Annotated in this window: 16 protein-coding genes; 10 read left to right on the forward strand and 6 right to left on the reverse strand. The window is 44.1% G+C overall.

Annotated features, from left to right (window positions below; translation table 11 throughout):
- Nucleotides 1–278 precede the first annotated feature (278 nt).
- Both H9J30_RS17080 and H9J30_RS17085 read left to right on the forward strand, forming a co-directional pair.
- A complete protein-coding gene (locus H9J30_RS17080) occupies nucleotides 279–1,067 on the forward strand; it encodes a bestrophin-like domain (RefSeq protein WP_240132101.1) in 789 nt (262 codons plus the stop codon).
- A gap of 78 nt (nucleotides 1,068–1,145) precedes the next feature.
- Complete coding sequence (locus H9J30_RS17085; protein ID WP_240132102.1) at nucleotides 1,146–2,444, forward strand: DUF5666 domain-containing protein; 1,299 nt, start codon at nucleotides 1,146–1,148, stop codon at nucleotides 2,442–2,444.
- A gap of 108 nt (nucleotides 2,445–2,552) precedes the next feature.
- On the opposite strand, the gene rpoH is transcribed toward H9J30_RS17085, so the two are convergent.
- The 4 genes from rpoH to ftsY form a co-directional block, all read right to left on the reverse strand.
- Nucleotides 2,553–3,410, reverse strand: a complete 858-nt coding sequence (rpoH, locus tag H9J30_RS17090; protein WP_011624492.1) for an RNA polymerase sigma factor RpoH — start codon at nucleotides 3,408–3,410, stop codon at nucleotides 2,553–2,555.
- Between the two features lie 230 nt (nucleotides 3,411–3,640).
- Complete coding sequence (gene ftsX / locus H9J30_RS17095) at nucleotides 3,641–4,606, reverse strand: permease-like cell division protein FtsX (protein ID WP_240132103.1); 966 nt, start codon at nucleotides 4,604–4,606, stop codon at nucleotides 3,641–3,643.
- Nucleotides 4,603–5,304, reverse strand: coding sequence for a cell division ATP-binding protein FtsE (ftsE, locus tag H9J30_RS17100; protein ID WP_011074183.1), 702 nt, complete (start codon nucleotides 5,302–5,304; stop codon nucleotides 4,603–4,605). Before ftsE ends, ftsX begins: the two co-directional genes overlap by 4 nt.
- A gap of 3 nt (nucleotides 5,305–5,307) precedes the next feature.
- Nucleotides 5,308–6,840 carry a signal recognition particle-docking protein FtsY gene (ftsY, locus tag H9J30_RS17105; protein ID WP_240132104.1) on the reverse strand — a complete coding sequence of 511 codons (1,533 nt, stop codon included), beginning with the start codon at nucleotides 6,838–6,840 and terminating at the stop codon, nucleotides 5,308–5,310.
- 213 nt (nucleotides 6,841–7,053) lie between these two features.
- Here ftsY and rsmD point away from each other — a divergent pair, with 213 nt between their 5' ends.
- Complete coding sequence (rsmD, locus tag H9J30_RS17110) at nucleotides 7,054–7,701, forward strand: 16S rRNA (guanine(966)-N(2))-methyltransferase RsmD (protein WP_240132105.1); 648 nt, start codon at nucleotides 7,054–7,056, stop codon at nucleotides 7,699–7,701.
- A 1-nt stretch (nucleotide 7,702) separates the two neighbouring features.
- On the forward strand, nucleotides 7,703–7,984 hold the full coding sequence (locus tag H9J30_RS17115; RefSeq protein ID WP_240132106.1) for a DUF1145 domain-containing protein: 282 nt from the start codon (nucleotides 7,703–7,705) through the stop codon (nucleotides 7,982–7,984).
- Here the strand turns inward: H9J30_RS17115 and H9J30_RS17120 are convergent.
- Nucleotides 7,932–8,933, reverse strand: a complete 1,002-nt coding sequence (locus tag H9J30_RS17120) for a GlxA family transcriptional regulator (protein ID WP_427915925.1) — start codon at nucleotides 8,931–8,933, stop codon at nucleotides 7,932–7,934. The two genes, H9J30_RS17115 and H9J30_RS17120, sit on opposite strands and share 53 nt — an antisense overlap.
- A 100-nt stretch (nucleotides 8,934–9,033) precedes the next feature.
- Between H9J30_RS17120 and H9J30_RS17125 the strand changes: the two genes are divergently transcribed.
- Nucleotides 9,034–9,573 (forward strand): cysteine hydrolase family protein, encoded by a 540-nt coding sequence (locus H9J30_RS17125; RefSeq protein WP_240132108.1) that lies wholly within the window; start codon nucleotides 9,034–9,036, stop codon nucleotides 9,571–9,573.
- A 58-nt stretch (nucleotides 9,574–9,631) separates the two neighbouring features.
- On the opposite strand, the gene cymA is transcribed toward H9J30_RS17125, so the two are convergent.
- The gene (gene cymA / locus H9J30_RS17130) at nucleotides 9,632–10,195 is read right to left on the reverse strand and encodes a NapC/NirT family cytochrome c CymA (RefSeq protein ID WP_240132109.1); all 564 of its coding nucleotides are present in this window, start codon (nucleotides 10,193–10,195) and stop codon (nucleotides 9,632–9,634) included.
- Between the two features lie 408 nt (nucleotides 10,196–10,603).
- Here cymA and H9J30_RS17135 point away from each other — a divergent pair, with 408 nt between their 5' ends.
- The 5 genes from H9J30_RS17135 to H9J30_RS17155 all read left to right on the forward strand — a co-directional run bounded on the left by H9J30_RS17135 (nucleotide 10,604) and on the right by H9J30_RS17155 (nucleotide 14,183).
- Complete coding sequence (locus tag H9J30_RS17135) at nucleotides 10,604–10,966, forward strand: hypothetical protein (RefSeq protein WP_240132110.1); 363 nt, start codon at nucleotides 10,604–10,606, stop codon at nucleotides 10,964–10,966.
- A 93-nt stretch (nucleotides 10,967–11,059) separates the two neighbouring features.
- Complete coding sequence (locus H9J30_RS17140) at nucleotides 11,060–11,515, forward strand: DUF2057 family protein (RefSeq protein ID WP_240132111.1); 456 nt, start codon at nucleotides 11,060–11,062, stop codon at nucleotides 11,513–11,515.
- A gap of 107 nt (nucleotides 11,516–11,622) precedes the next feature.
- Nucleotides 11,623–12,063, forward strand: a complete 441-nt coding sequence (locus H9J30_RS17145) for a hypothetical protein (RefSeq protein ID WP_240132112.1) — start codon at nucleotides 11,623–11,625, stop codon at nucleotides 12,061–12,063.
- A 215-nt stretch (nucleotides 12,064–12,278) separates the two neighbouring features.
- Entirely contained in the window at nucleotides 12,279–12,539 is a 261-nt protein-coding gene (locus H9J30_RS17150) for a heavy metal-binding domain-containing protein (protein ID WP_240132113.1), read from the forward strand.
- 21 nt (nucleotides 12,540–12,560) lie between these two features.
- Nucleotides 12,561–14,183, forward strand: coding sequence for an efflux RND transporter periplasmic adaptor subunit (locus H9J30_RS17155; protein ID WP_427915926.1), 1,623 nt, complete (start codon nucleotides 12,561–12,563; stop codon nucleotides 14,181–14,183).
- Nucleotides 14,184–14,185: the final 2 nt, after the last annotated feature.

A 14,185-nucleotide genomic window follows, 5' to 3' on the forward strand; every position in this document is an offset into this window, starting at 1 on the left:
TTAGTAAAAGCCTCCATTAAGTAAGCGGCAAAACTATTGGCTATATTATTTATTACCAATAGTAACTTTTGATTGATGGTGCTAAAAAGTCCTTTAAAACATAAACCAATCCATATGCAAAAAAAACATAAGCAGCTTCTCAAAACCACCTAGGAAAAATCCGATCAATTTAAAGAATTACCTTTTAATTTATCAACAACCCTATAAAAATTGATCATTAATTAACATTGAGTCTATGATTAATCTAACTTACCATCACAAATCATAAAGGTATAAAATTGTTTAACTTCAACCCAATTGGGCTAACATCAGATTCTATTGCATTATTTTTTGGCACTTTTACTGCTTTATTTATATCAGCATTAATTGGAAACAAAATAATTGGCATAAAAAAATCAAAACATGATGATGGTGAAGGTGTTGAAGACTTTCGTGTAATATTAGGTGCGACACTTTCCCTTTTGGGATTGATAATTGGATTTACATTATCAATGTCTATAGCAGGGTTCAATACTAGGCAAGCTGCGGAGGAAAACGAAGCTTTCGTAATCCGTACGGGATATATGCGCGCTGATTTATTACCAAAAGAATCTAGCGCCTTAATGAAATTTACCATAAAGAAATATCTGCAAAAAAGAATAGATAGCTATGACTTGTTATCCTCTGAAAACTCCAATTTCAATTTAGAAGTAATAAAACTACAAAGAAAAATGTGGGACATTGTAGTTAATGAAACAAAAAACAATACAACCCCAATCACATCGCTAGTCGTTTCTAATATAAATGAAATTGTTCTCGCACAACAAAAAACTTTAGCAGGTTGGAGACATCAAATTCCATACGCTGCTTGGTTTTTATTAATATCAACTGCAATTATTTGCAACATTTTGGTTGGTTACAATGCAAGAAAAGTTAAAGGTAAAGCAGGTTTGTTATTAATTCTACCCACAATGATATCCCTATCATTTTTAATGATTTCTGAAATAGATGCACCTGGCAGAGGAGTCATTAAGGTTTCACCAACAAACTTACAAAGCTTGATTACCATTTTAAATAGTGAGTTATAAATTTTAAATTAAACAAAATCATATCCATTTTAATATTCGCCATCCAGAAAACCAAACTATTACCATAAAGGAAATATAATGAAGAATATATTACTAGTAACTGCAATATTTTTTTTAGCTAGTTGTGGTAGTGACAATTCATCAGAAACGTCTTCACCAGCCCCACCAACTCCAGAGCGACCAACTCTACCAGTAAGTATTAGCGGTACGGTAACAAAAACATCCTCTGCTGATAATACAATTACAGTTAATGGCTATAACGTTAATATTGCCAACGCTAACATTGTATACCGTAAACAGCCTCTAGAGGCTAATGCTCTTCAAATCGGCATGCGAGTGAAAATAGAGAATCTACAAAATCAGGCAAAAAATGTCATTTTAGAACCTAGCATTTTAGGTGAAGTCAGCTCTGTCAGTACAAGTTCCATTGCAGTTAATGGTATAGACATCGCAATTAAGTCCACAGATAAAACTCCATATAAAATTGGAGATTGGGTAGCGGTTAATGGTTATCCAAGTGCGACGGGAGAATGGCAGGTAGAGTTTATAAACTTAATTCCAAATTTTACCTATGCTGAAATCGAGGGGCATATATCGGGATTAAACAAAATATTACAGCAATTCAGCATAGGCACTGCAGTGATTAATTATGCCAGTGCGCATTTAGATGGAAATCTACAAGAAGGTGCTTGGGTTGAGGTTGAAGGTCAACAGCATGGTTCGGTTTTTTTAGCAACAGAGGTTGATGCTGAAGATATTAACGATTCTCCGATATTCAATGAGATGGAATTAGAAGGTACTGTAACCTGGATTAACAAAGACAAGAGCCAATTTGAGCTTAATAGTCGTATTAAACTCTATGTAAATGAAACAACACACTTTGAAGATGGCCATCGTGCAAACCTAACTCCTGGCAAGCGAGTCGAAGTTGATATTTTGTCTACACCGCAGGGATTATGGGCTAAAAAAGTAGATTTTGAAAATTCTGACACTGGTGGAACTGTAACTGATTTGGGGAGAAAGTTCGAACTTGAAGGCAGAGCAACACTTAACAACACTTATCAACTACAGATCAATGAATATAGCTTTATTATCGATGCAAGAACTCAATTTGATGATGGATTAACCCTGGAAACGATTAACCATAAGTGGGTACAAATTGAGGGAATAGAAATAGCTGATGGCCAGTGGTTAGTGAAAGAAATTGAACTTGAACGTCAAGATAATGAGCTAGATCTAAGCGGTAGAGTCATGCAAAACAGCCTCTGGGGCTACCATGCTATTGATGCATCTTTAGCTTCATTTGATGGCAAATGGGTTAATATGGAATGTCAGTTTGATGGCTTAAACATTTATGATTGTCGACTAGACGATTAGAAATAACAACCAGTGCGGGTTATGCACCCACATTTAATCAAAAAAAGAGTCTCTTAAAATTAAGAGACTCTTTTTTTGATATTATTATCTAGATTATTGGAATTGAAGTTAAGCTTCCATACAAGCCTTAAGCTTGTTCATGGCATTTTTTTCAAGTTGGCGAATACGCTCAGCCGAGACTTGATAGGTTTCTGCCAATTCCTGCAGGGTGGTTTTATCGTCATCTAACCAACGGGCACGCAGAATATGCTGGCTACGCTCGTCTAAGGTTTTGATGGCCGATAATAGACGACCTTGGGCATTAGATTCCCAGTTATCGTTTTCGATGTTTTCGGCTAAATCCGACGAATGATCTTCGAGATAATGTACAGGAGCAAAATCCTGCTCATCATCGTTATCACTGCTAAGGTCAAACGCAGGATCCTGCGCTGCCATACGTGATTCCATCTCAGTCACATCGGCCTTAGATACCCCTAAGTTTTCTGCCACCATTGCGACTTCATCATCGCTAAACCAACCGAGGCGAGTTTTCGCTTTACGGATATTAAAGAACAACTTGCGTTGCGCTTTGGTGGTAGCGACTTTAACAATGCGCCAGTTTTTCAGCACATATTCGTGAATTTCAGCTTTAATCCAGTGCACAGCAAAAGACACTAGACGGACGCCCACATCGGGATCGAAGCGCTTAACCGCTTTCATCAGACCGATGTTGCCTTCTTGGATCAAATCCGCCTGCGGCAGACCGTAACCTGAATAGCCCTTAGCAACATGCACCACAAAACGTAAGTGCGACATAATCAGTTGCTTCGCTGCTTGCAGATCACCCGTTTCCTGCAAACGCTTGGCTAACTCATACTCAGTCTCAGCGTCTAACATTGTCATGCTAGTCACTGAATGGATATAAGCTTCTAAACTACTGCTGCCCTGAGGGACTGTTAGTGCCATTGATTGCGTTTGAAAGGTCATTCGCGCTCCTACTTTCTTGCTACTTATCAAATATAAGTCGATTTCATCCTATGGTTTCACTCAAAACACCCTAAGGATGAGCTGACGAACTATCGGCTAATTGACAGAGTATGTCAACCTTCACTCGTCTGGGGTATTACTTTTAACCCCGTTGAATAGACATTGCAAGTGAACAAAAGTTCATCGCCAGCCATATTTATCAAGGTATTTAAACTATAAGCGATTGATCATTAAGAAGGTTCAATCGATCTTAAATGTTGCCTTACCGAAAGATAAGAACCTAGCCAACCTAAGAAGGATGCTAAGCCCACTAATTGCAGCAGCTCGGTAAAGGTCAGTGACTTCATCTCTAATTGGCTACCGTACAAGCCAAGCAGTTCTGCTAGGGCAGAATCCAGATACCAAACCAACAAGTTAATAATAAGCCAAGCTAATACACCGCCAATCACTCCGTACCAAATACCGGTATAAAGGAAGGGACGTTGAATAAATGCCTCGGTTGCTCCGACTAACTTCATCACTTCTATTTCACTACGGCGATTCATAATGGCTAAGCGAATCGTGTTACCTATCACTAATACCACCGCCAAGACGAGTAACGCCGCAATCGCCATTACTGTTCGTTCGAGTAAACGCACCACAGCCTGTAGCCGCTCTAACCATTCAATATCTAAGCGACCAAAACTGATTTCAGGCTCGCGCTCAAGCTTAGTTAATAGTTCACGGGCGCCTACGGGTGTGGAATAACGCTGTGTAGGCGTTACGGTGATCACCGCGGGAAGCGGGTTTTTATCGAGATAGGCCAAGGCTTCGCCAAAGCCAGACAGGCGCTGAAATTCCTCAAGTGCTTGATTGCGATCGATATACTGCACCTTTTCCACTTCTGGATAAGTGCGAATGCGGGTCAGCAAGCTTTGAATGGTCTGCTCGCTACGATTTTCATCGATAAAGAGTGAAATCTCCGCTGCACTATTCCAAGAGCTAGTAATAGTCTCAGCATTTTTAACTAACACCTGCAGCGCCGCAGGTAAGCTTAAACTTACCCCGAGAACCGCCATGGTCATCAAAGATGAAACAGGGCTACGCCACAGTTCACCCATACTCGCCATCGCTTGCTGCACATGACGAATAAAAAACATCACGATACGCCCCGATATCGGCAACTTGCTGCGCGTTAACTTAGCATTGTCACTCATTGCGCATTACCTCGAGCGGTCGCGTGTCCATGGTGTAATTCCTGTGCGCCGAGCATACGCCCTTGCTTCAAGGTAAAAGTGCGGTACTTCATCCGCGCGATCAGTCCTAAATCGTGGGTGGCAATAAGCACGCTAGTGCCCGCATCGTTAAAGGTTTCGAATAAGCGCAAAATATCCATCGACAACTTAGGGTCTAAGTTACCTGTTGGTTCGTCGGCAAGTAGCAAGGGTGGCTTATTCACAATGGCGCGGGCGATGCCGACACGTTGCTGCTCACCACCGGATAACATGATGGGGTTATGGCGCTCTTTGCCATATAAACCCACCATATCCAGCGCGCCAGCGACCCGTTTGCGGATCTCGCCGTGGGAGAAGCCTTCAATCACCAAGGGCAAGGCGACGTTGTCAAACACGCTTCTGTCCATCAACAAATGGTGGTTTTGGAAAATCATCCCAATATTGCGGCGTAAATAGGGCACATGTTTAGAGCTGATTTTGGCAATATCGTGGCCATTAATCGCCACACGGCCGGTGGTGGCGCGCTCGATCACTGTGATTAATTTCAACAGGGTACTCTTCCCCGCGCCCGAATGGCCGGTTAAGAATGCCATTTCACCTTTTTGTAGGTGAAAATTCACTTCCTCCAGCGCCATTTGGCCACCAGGATAAATCTTACTGACCTGCTGAAAATCAATCATAAATTAGCTATCCGCTTTCTCTTGAGTGAACAAGGCATCAATAAATTCTTTAGAATTAAAGGTACGCAAATCATCAATTTGCTCACCCACGCCAATATAACGTAGCGGGATTTTAAATTTATCAGCAATCGCAAAAACCACACCACCCTTAGCAGTACCATCCAGTTTACTGATGGTCATACCGGTGACGCCAACAGCCTCTTGGAATAACTGTGCTTGGCTAATCGCATTTTGACCTGTGCTTGCATCTAGGGTCAGCATCACTTCATGGGGCGCGTCTGGATCGAGCTTCTTCATCACTCGCACCACTTTCTTTAACTCTTCCATCAAGTGAGACTTGTTTTGCAGGCGACCCGCAGTATCAGCAATTAATACATCAATTTTACGGGCTTTAGCCGCTTGCAGCGCATCAAAAAGTACCGAGGCACTGTCGGCGCCCGTATGTTGAGCCACAACAGCAATATTATTACGTTGTCCCCAAACTTGTAATTGCTCGACAGCTGCTGCGCGGAAGGTATCACCCGCCGCTAACATCACTGACTTACCTTGGCGCTGGTATTGTTTCGCCAATTTGCCAATCGTGGTGGTTTTACCCACGCCGTTAACGCCGACCATAAGAATAACAAAGGGACCATTAGCATTTTCAGGCACTAAGGGGATTGCCACAGGATCGAGCGTTTTTTGCATTTCATCACGTAGCAGATCGTATAGGGCTTCGGCATCCTTTAATTGCTTGCGAGACGCGTGTTCCGTCAGGCTGTTAATCAAGCGAGAAGTGGTTTCTACACCTACGTCGGCGATCAATAACTGTTCTTCCAGTTCCTCAAACAGTTCATCATCGATTTTTTTGCCACGGAATAAGCCGATGAAACCGCTACCAATATTTTCGCTGGTACGCATCAACCCGCGTTTTAGTCGCGCGAAGAAGCTTTCTTTAGCGGGTTTTGCCTGTGGTTCGGGTTGTTGCTCAAGGGGCTGTTCAACTTGGATCTGTTCAGCAGCAATTCGCTCTGCTTCTGCTTGGGCTTCAGCGGCCTGCTGCGCGGCAACTCTTTCCGCTTCGGCTTTTTCTGCGGCTAACTGCTCCGCCTGTACTTGCTCCGCCGCTAATCGCGCGGCTTCTGCAGCCTGTTGTTCAGCTAAACGTGCAGCTTGCTCTTCGGCAATACGCTTGGCTTCCGCTTCTGCTTGGGCAACAGCGGCCTGCTGTTCGGCTAAACGTGCAGCTTGCTCTTCAGTAATACGCTGCGCTTCCACTTCTGCTTGGGCTTTTGCAGCTTGTTCCGAAGCAACTCTTTCAGCTTCAGCTTTTTCTGCGGCTAACTGCTCAGCCTGCGCTTGCTCCGCCGCTAATTTGTCGGCTAACGCCTGCTCGGCGGCCGCTTTTTCAGCCGCGAGACGGGCTTCTTCAGCTTGCTGCTTTGCTAATGCTTCGACTTGCTCGGTTTGCGATGGAGTAGAGACCGGGGTTTGCTCGACAACCTCATCTTGTGATTTATCTTTACGAAACCAGGAGAAAAAACCTTTCTTTGCCATGTGTAATTCCAGCGCTCTACTTCAGTGTTGAATTTAAAATAAGACCCTGCCGTTATACCAGATTACCGCGGCAATTACGCCCAAAAAGTCGGCAATTAGTTCTGCTTTATCAGCCTTCTCACCTTTTACTAGGAGTTTGATATAAAATAGTGGCCTTTATTAAGGTGGCATAGTCTACCACTTTCTTTCTTCAGGCAAAATCACGGGGGCACTTTGGCTAATAATCGTGCAAACAACAAGCAAGTGACCAAGAGTCAAACGGCCAACAAGAAAGCAGGTAGTGGCCAAGTGCGGATCATTGCCGGGCAATGGCGTTCGCGCAAACTCCCCATCCATGATTTAGACGGCCTGCGGCCGACCACAGATAGAGTCCGTGAAACCCTATTTAACTGGCTCGCCAATGATATTGCCCATGCAAGGGTGCTCGACTGCTTTGGTGGCAGCGGTGCGTTAGCCCTCGAATCCCTCTCGCGCTATGCCAGTTTCGCTAAGATTATCGAGTTGCAACGTCCTGCCGCCATGCAACTTAAAGCGAATCTCAATACCCTCAAGTGCGACAATGCCGAGGTACTCAACGCCGATACCTTAGTCGTGCTGCAAAATGGCTGCGAGCAAGGGTTTGATGTGGTATTTATCGATCCGCCTTTCCGCAAAGGCTTGGCAGAAAAAACCATTCAGCTATTGGATAGCAAAGGTTGGCTTAATGATGGCGCGCTAATTTATGTGGAGATTGAGTCGGAATTAACCCAAATGGCAATCCCTGCGACTTGGCAACAGCTCAAAAACAAGACCGCAGGACAAGTTAGCTATCGTTTATATCAATACCAAGCCGAAGACACTCCGGCTAACACCGAGGAATAACATGTCGTTTCTGATCAATATGGGCAAAGCTATCACCCTAATCGCGTGGCTGATGATGGCTTATAACCTTATTATGCCTTTTGCAGGCAATATCGGCACTATTCTCAATATCTTACTTGGGATCACTTGTCTAATGCATTGCTTCCAAGTTGCCATCTTCCATATGCTGTTTAAAAACCTGCTGGCGCTGCGCAAGCAAGATTATCTACAAGTGTTTATCTTCGGTGTATTTAGTTTATTGAGCTATCGTCAACAGGTATTGGCACAGGTGAAATCGAGCTAAATCGCTGCCGAAATGCACTTGGACTCAAGCCCGTAATACGGGTAAACGCTTTGCGGCAAGCACTTACATCCTCATAGCCAACCTGATGAGCAATTGTCTCGAAACTGAGTGAACCATTTTCGAGTAAGTCACAAGCTTTTTGGATCCTGAGTTTTTGCAGATATTCATTAGGCTTAAGTCCTGTCGCTTTCACAAAGCGCCGCAAAAAGGTACGTTCGCCCATGCAAAGTTGCTGCGCCAAAGCGGCAATGCTAATGGGCTGACCATAACCTGTTTGTAAACGATTTTGCAGACCAAGGATGGCTTGATCCCCATGATCTCGCCTAGGTAGAAACTGTTGATAATAGCGCTGTTCACGGTTGCCAGTGTCGATTACCAGATGCTTGCCCAGCTGACGCATTACCTTCACATGGCAAAACTGTGCGACTAATTCTAATCCCAAGTCTAACCACGACATCATGCCCGCAGCGGTGATAATGTCACCCTCGTTGACCATGATTTTGTCTATATCAAGTTCAAGCTGTGGGTACTGAGTTTGAAACGCATCAACCAATCCCCAATGGGTTGTCACCTTGCGCCCATCGAGTAACCCCGACGCCGCTAACACAAAGGCTCCCGCACAGGCGGAGCAAACAATCGCCCCTTGGGCATGTTGCCGTTGCAACCATATCCGTAATTCAGGCGCCACATTGAAATAAAAGTCAGTGTCTATGCTGGGCGGAATAATGACTAATTGATAAGTATCGTCGAGCGAGATCTCAGCAAGCGATAATCGAGTTACCACGAATCGTGTCGAACTCGACGGCAGACTCTCTTCTTTTAGCACCAAGGTGTTGGCCATTAATAACATTTCTTCTAAGCCATATACCGCTGAAGTTAAACTTCCGGGTAACGCTAAAATCGCCACGTTCAATGGCGTGCAATCCGTAAATTTTGTCAATTTAAGCACCTAAGATGTCATTTCTGCCACTCTTAATACGACCAAATCTAGCGCAAACTGCTCTCACTAAACATACTTTTGCGAAGAAAATAAACAGGAGAACACCAAGATGATGACTCACAATCACATGACAAAGACGGCATTGGTCATTATTGATGTGCAAAACGACTACTTTGTTGATGGGGCTTACCCGCAATGGCAAGTCAATGAGATGCTAGAACGCACTTTGCATTGTGCACAACAAGCGCAGCAACAGGGAATGCCGATTATTTTAGTGCAGCATATCGCCGATACTACTCAAGGTATGGCTCCCTTTTTTAACCCAGGAACCCAGGGGGTTGAAATTCATCCCAAACTCTTGGCGCTACTACCTAATGCCCCCATCGTCGTTAAACAGTTTGCCGACAGTTTTGACAACACAGAGCTAGCCAAGCAGCTGCAAGAAATGCAGATAACTCACTTATTGTTATGCGGCATCATGACGCAAAACTGCGTGACGCATACTGCCTTATCTCATTCGGCACTCAGCTATTCGGTCAAAATTATCAGTGATGCTTGTACAGCTCCCACGCAAATGGTGCATCAAATCGCCCTTAGCGCCCTATCCCGCAGAGTTGAGTTAATTGATAGCCAAGATCTATCTAGATAGCAAAAAGCCCTCATCAGAGGGCTTTTTATTGAATATTAAGCTATTGAAGCGTTAAACCTTATCCTTTTGGATAGGGGTGAGCGACACCTTTGTGGCAATCCACACAGGTCTTTCTCGCTTCAGGATCTTTCTTGAAGTTGTTGGTGTGCATTCTCACAGCCATTGGCTTCATAGTTTCTGGCTGGTTTTCATAAATGCGAGTATGGCAGTGTTGGCAGTTCGCTGAGTCATTACCACGGAAGTAAGCCAACGCTTTGTCTGCTTGCTCTTTGCGGTTTTCATCTAACCAAGCTTGAGTGTTAAAACCATCAATTGTTAAGAAACCATATAAATCTTTAGATACGATGATTTTCTTAATTAAATAATCAACAGGGCCATGGGGTAAGTGACAGTCTTGACACTGAACAGTAATCCCCGCTTTGCCGCCGCCATGGGCAGACGCCAGTACTTCATGCTTCAAAGAATGATTGCTATGGCAAGACATACAGAACTCATCTGTACTTGTCGCATGTAAAGTCTGCTGAGTTGCAAAATAGCCCACAACACCAATCACGATACCAACAACCAGTAGCGCTAGGATGGAATATTTCGCGCTGGGTTTAAATAGTGCACGCCAGTTCATTACTCTATCTCCAAAATATTGTCAAAATCAGTTTTTATAAGACTATTTTATGTTTTTTTATTTATTAGAAGTTTGATTTCAAGCCTAAAAATGCCGATTAATTAAAACTTAAAGTGCAAAATGAGACTTAGCTCTAATTCTGATTACTACAACTCACTAAAACCAGCTTAGCAGAGCGTTAGAGCACTTCAACTCCAGCTAATACATTCATCATTATGTTTAACGACTAATGATTAAGCACCACCTTAAGTAGCTAAGGCAATGAAATCATTTTTAGAATACAAAAATGTGATCAAGGCGACATTTAACCTTTGATGTAACAATCTGATGCATAAAAACAAACTCAAAACGAAACTTTTTATGCACTTTGTAGGTCTTTAAGGGTAGGTACACTGGCATCGGTTTTTTATGGCGAAGTTTTGGATCACCATAGCACTGTTATTTTCACTGTTTAGTCAATCGACGATAGTGAAAGCTATGCCTACGCCAGCGATAAATGACTTATTCCATTCCCACTGTATGCAAATGGCCGATGACAACATAAATTGTGTTGCGCCAGATGGCACACAAGAAGAATGCATGATTCACTGCCAAGACTCTCTTACCAATCATTGCAAAACCCACTGTCTCGCAAAACTTTTTATTACTTCACCACCTCTTCCACTGGTACTAATGAGTCATGCGAGTAAGCTGATTACGAGCTCAAGTTGGGCGATTCAAACCGCCGAATTAGGCTTAACCACACCTCCCCCTAACTCCGATTTGCTGTAGCTAATCTTTTTAATCATTAAATCGATTCAAGATTTCGCGACGATGCCGCCACGATTTGGTGCTCACGCGAACACGCAAATTTTGGAGTTTATTATGAAAACGACCTTATTTAGTAAAATTTTCGTTGGCGTTACATTCATCATCAGTACTATTGCTATCAGCATGACGGCGAGTGCTGCGACCTTGAAGGGCACTGATACACTCAATGTGGTCAGCATTAATGGCCAAGCAACTCAATCCTTTAAACCAGTACAACTACCTGAAGGTAAAGTACTAATTGAAGTAAAATATCAAGATCTATTCAGTTATCGCGCCGATGACAGTGGTACTTGGGTGAAGTCTGAGCCTCTATTCTTTACCCTAGATGTTGCACCGCAGTCGAATTACCAGATCAGTGCTCCAACATTAACTAGCGAGGCTGATGCCAAACGTTTTATCAATAACCCTCGTATACAGCTCAGTGTGGATGGTGCCACACCACTGCCACTCGTCTTGCAAAATCACAATCAGTTAATGGCAGAGCTCTTGCGAAATCAAGTCGCGAGATAATCCAACCTAAGGAGCAATGAGCTGAGGCATTAACTAAAATGTGAATTAACGCATTGCAGCATAATGCCTCTGTGCTAGAATCCAAGCGTTCATTATCTGGAATTATTATGCATCAAACACTTAGTCGTTATTTATTAGTCATATTCACTTTACTCGCATTGGTCGGGCAAGGTGTTGTGTCTAATGGACACGCAAGAGTGGCGCACTCAATGGAGATGAGCGCGATGATTCATAACCCTTCCAACCAAGGAATGGATCACGCGGCAATGATGCAAATGAACACCGAGCACCACGCTGACGCCAGTGCAATGGCCAATACAAATTGCTGTAACGATCAAATGCTTCCCGGCGCGAAGCAGCATTGCTGTGATGGCACCACATCGTGTCTTAACGATTGTGGACATTGTTTGACGATTTCAGTTGCTGGTACGCTTTTCAGTCCACATCTTTGGCCAAGTGTGAGCCTGAGTGACACCCCAATGGCCACTCCTATGCCTCATTTCCACTCTATCTCTTTATCGTCGGCCTTCAAACCGCCGATAGCCTAGCCTCATTGTGCCCTTTTTTCAGGGCGAACCAAGCTAACTATTTATTTTGCCGTTTATTGTGGTGCCAACATTTCAAGCACCCAGAGTAAAGCAAAAACGTTGTACTGAGCCTATCGCCACCTGTGGCGTCCATTCTTGATTAAAGATCTCAAGAAATAAGCTCAATCACGTTTGTGTGCTCATATTCGGCCATAAAACCCGATGGAGTGAACAATATGAAAACTTTAATCAATCTCGCCTTAGTTGCATTGTTAATGACGAGCACCAGTGTGTTTGCCAACGCAGCACCCCATGAGCATCACCATAACAATGCTGCGCCACAGGAAAAAGCTCACACCTATGTATGCCCTATGCACCCAGAAGTGACAGGCAACAAAGATGACACCTGTCCTAAATGTGGCATGAACTTAGAGCCTAAAGCGACGACAGAAAAAAAGACTGACGCTGCAGCGCACAAAGATCACGCGCACCACTAAGCTAGGCTGGAGATGAGGCATATGAACCCATTTAACACAGTAACAAAGCCGAGCCCTAAGGCAGTATTGATACTCAGTAGTCTACTGATGAGTACGCCTTGGTTAGCCCAGGCTCAGCTCGTTGATCCTGCGACTCAGACCGAAGCAGGACATCAGCATCACAGCAATACCGCCAATCAAGTAAAAACCTATACATGCCCAATGCATCCAGAGGTAGAAAGCCACGAACCCGGCCGTTGCCCTCAGTGCAATATGTTTTTAGTTGAGAAAACTGAGACATCAGCTTCAGGCCAACCACAAGAGGCAAAAGATGCCACGGCACCAACCTATATTTGCCCTATGCACCCCGAAGTGGTGAGCCACGAGCCAGGACGTTGCCCTCAGTGCAATATGTTCCTTGTTGAAAAGGCAGACAATCCCAACACTGCTGCGGAGCATCAAGCACATACTCCAAGCCAAAATGCGACTCAAGTATTTAATACCCCCACGCCTAAGGCCAACAACTTAGTCAAAAATCAAAGCACGGAGGCAACCATTAAGTATGTGTGCCCTATGCATGCCCATATTATTAGCGATGTACCCAGTACTTGTCCTATCTGTGGGATGAATTTAGAGAAGGTTGAAATTGGCGGTAATACGCAGGAGATCAACATTAATGTCTCTGGCAGTATGCAACAGGCACTTGCGCTTAAGGTCGCCAAAGTTGAACGCGATACCCTATGGAAGTTTGTCGAAACCGTTGGGCAAATCGACTATGACGAGAGTCAGATCAGCCATATTCATGCCCGAGTCACCGGCTGGGTTGAAAAATTGATGGTTAAATCGATGGGCGATACTGTCAAAAAGGGCCAACTACTTTATGAGATCTATTCACCCGATTTAGTTAATGCTCAGGATGACTATCTGCTGGCATTAGATACTGCAAAAACCGCAGGCAACCAAAAATACCAAGATCTGGTGCGCAGAGCAGGCTTAAGGTTGTCATTCCTTGGATTTAACGAGCAACAAATCAAGCAATTAGCCAATTCACGCCAAACCCAGTATCGCGTACCGTTTTATGCACAACAGGAAGGGGTTGTCGAAACGCTCTCTATCCGTGACGGTATGTATATTGAACCCTCTACCGAGGTCATGTCTTTAGTCGACCTTTCTAAGGTATGGGTCATAGCCGATGTGTTTGAGAATGAACAAAGCTGGATCAGCGTCGGGCAAAAAGCTGAAGTCTCTGTTCCCGCGATGAATATCAGAGGTATCGAAGGCAAGATTGACTACATCTATCCCGAGCTAGACCCCATCACCCGCAGCCTAAGAGTGCGCGTAGTGCTGAATAATAAAGACATCTCCTTAAGACCTAAGACGCTCGCGAAGGTCGCACTCTTTGGTGGCCCCAATAAAGATGTGCTGGTGATCCCGCAAGAAGCACTGATCCAAACGGGTAAAGAAAACCGCGTAATAGTCAAACAGGCTGACGACAGCTTTATCGCTAAAGCCGTCACTGTGGGCATGATGAGCCAAGGTAAGGCCGAGATAATATCAGGGCTAAGCGAAGGTGAACGAGTCGTAACATCGGGGCAATTCTTACTCGACTCCGAAGCAAGCCTCAAGGGCAGCTTAATGCGTTTAAACAGCGGTCATCAGCACTAGGA

It is taken from the genome of Shewanella cutis (genome assembly GCF_022410515.1).
GTDB lineage: Bacteria > Pseudomonadota > Gammaproteobacteria > Enterobacterales > Shewanellaceae > Shewanella > Shewanella cutis.

Excerpts from the sequence above, each read along its gene's own strand:
- H9J30_RS17085 (WP_240132102.1), top strand. The coding sequence starts at position 1,146 with ATGAAGAATATATTACTAGTAACTGCAATATTTTTTTTAGCTAGTTGT.
- rpoH (WP_011624492.1), bottom strand. The coding sequence starts at position 3,410 with ATGACCTTTCAAACGCAATCAATGGCACTAACAGTCCCTCAGGGCAGC.
- ftsX (WP_240132103.1), bottom strand. The coding sequence starts at position 4,606 with ATGAGTGACAATGCTAAGTTAACGCGCAGCAAGTTGCCGATATCGGGG.
- ftsE (WP_011074183.1), bottom strand. The coding sequence starts at position 5,304 with ATGATTGATTTTCAGCAGGTCAGTAAGATTTATCCTGGTGGCCAAATG.
- ftsY (WP_240132104.1), bottom strand. The coding sequence starts at position 6,840 with ATGGCAAAGAAAGGTTTTTTCTCCTGGTTTCGTAAAGATAAATCACAA.
- H9J30_RS17115 (WP_240132106.1), top strand. The coding sequence starts at position 7,703 with ATGTCGTTTCTGATCAATATGGGCAAAGCTATCACCCTAATCGCGTGG.
- H9J30_RS17125 (WP_240132108.1), top strand. The coding sequence starts at position 9,034 with ATGATGACTCACAATCACATGACAAAGACGGCATTGGTCATTATTGAT.
- cymA (WP_240132109.1), bottom strand. The coding sequence starts at position 10,195 with ATGAACTGGCGTGCACTATTTAAACCCAGCGCGAAATATTCCATCCTA.
- H9J30_RS17135 (WP_240132110.1), top strand. The coding sequence starts at position 10,604 with ATGGCGAAGTTTTGGATCACCATAGCACTGTTATTTTCACTGTTTAGT.
- H9J30_RS17140 (WP_240132111.1), top strand. The coding sequence starts at position 11,060 with ATGAAAACGACCTTATTTAGTAAAATTTTCGTTGGCGTTACATTCATC.
- H9J30_RS17145 (WP_240132112.1), top strand. The coding sequence starts at position 11,623 with ATGCATCAAACACTTAGTCGTTATTTATTAGTCATATTCACTTTACTC.
- H9J30_RS17150 (WP_240132113.1), top strand. The coding sequence starts at position 12,279 with ATGAAAACTTTAATCAATCTCGCCTTAGTTGCATTGTTAATGACGAGC.
- H9J30_RS17155 (WP_427915926.1), top strand. The coding sequence starts at position 12,561 with ATGAACCCATTTAACACAGTAACAAAGCCGAGCCCTAAGGCAGTATTG.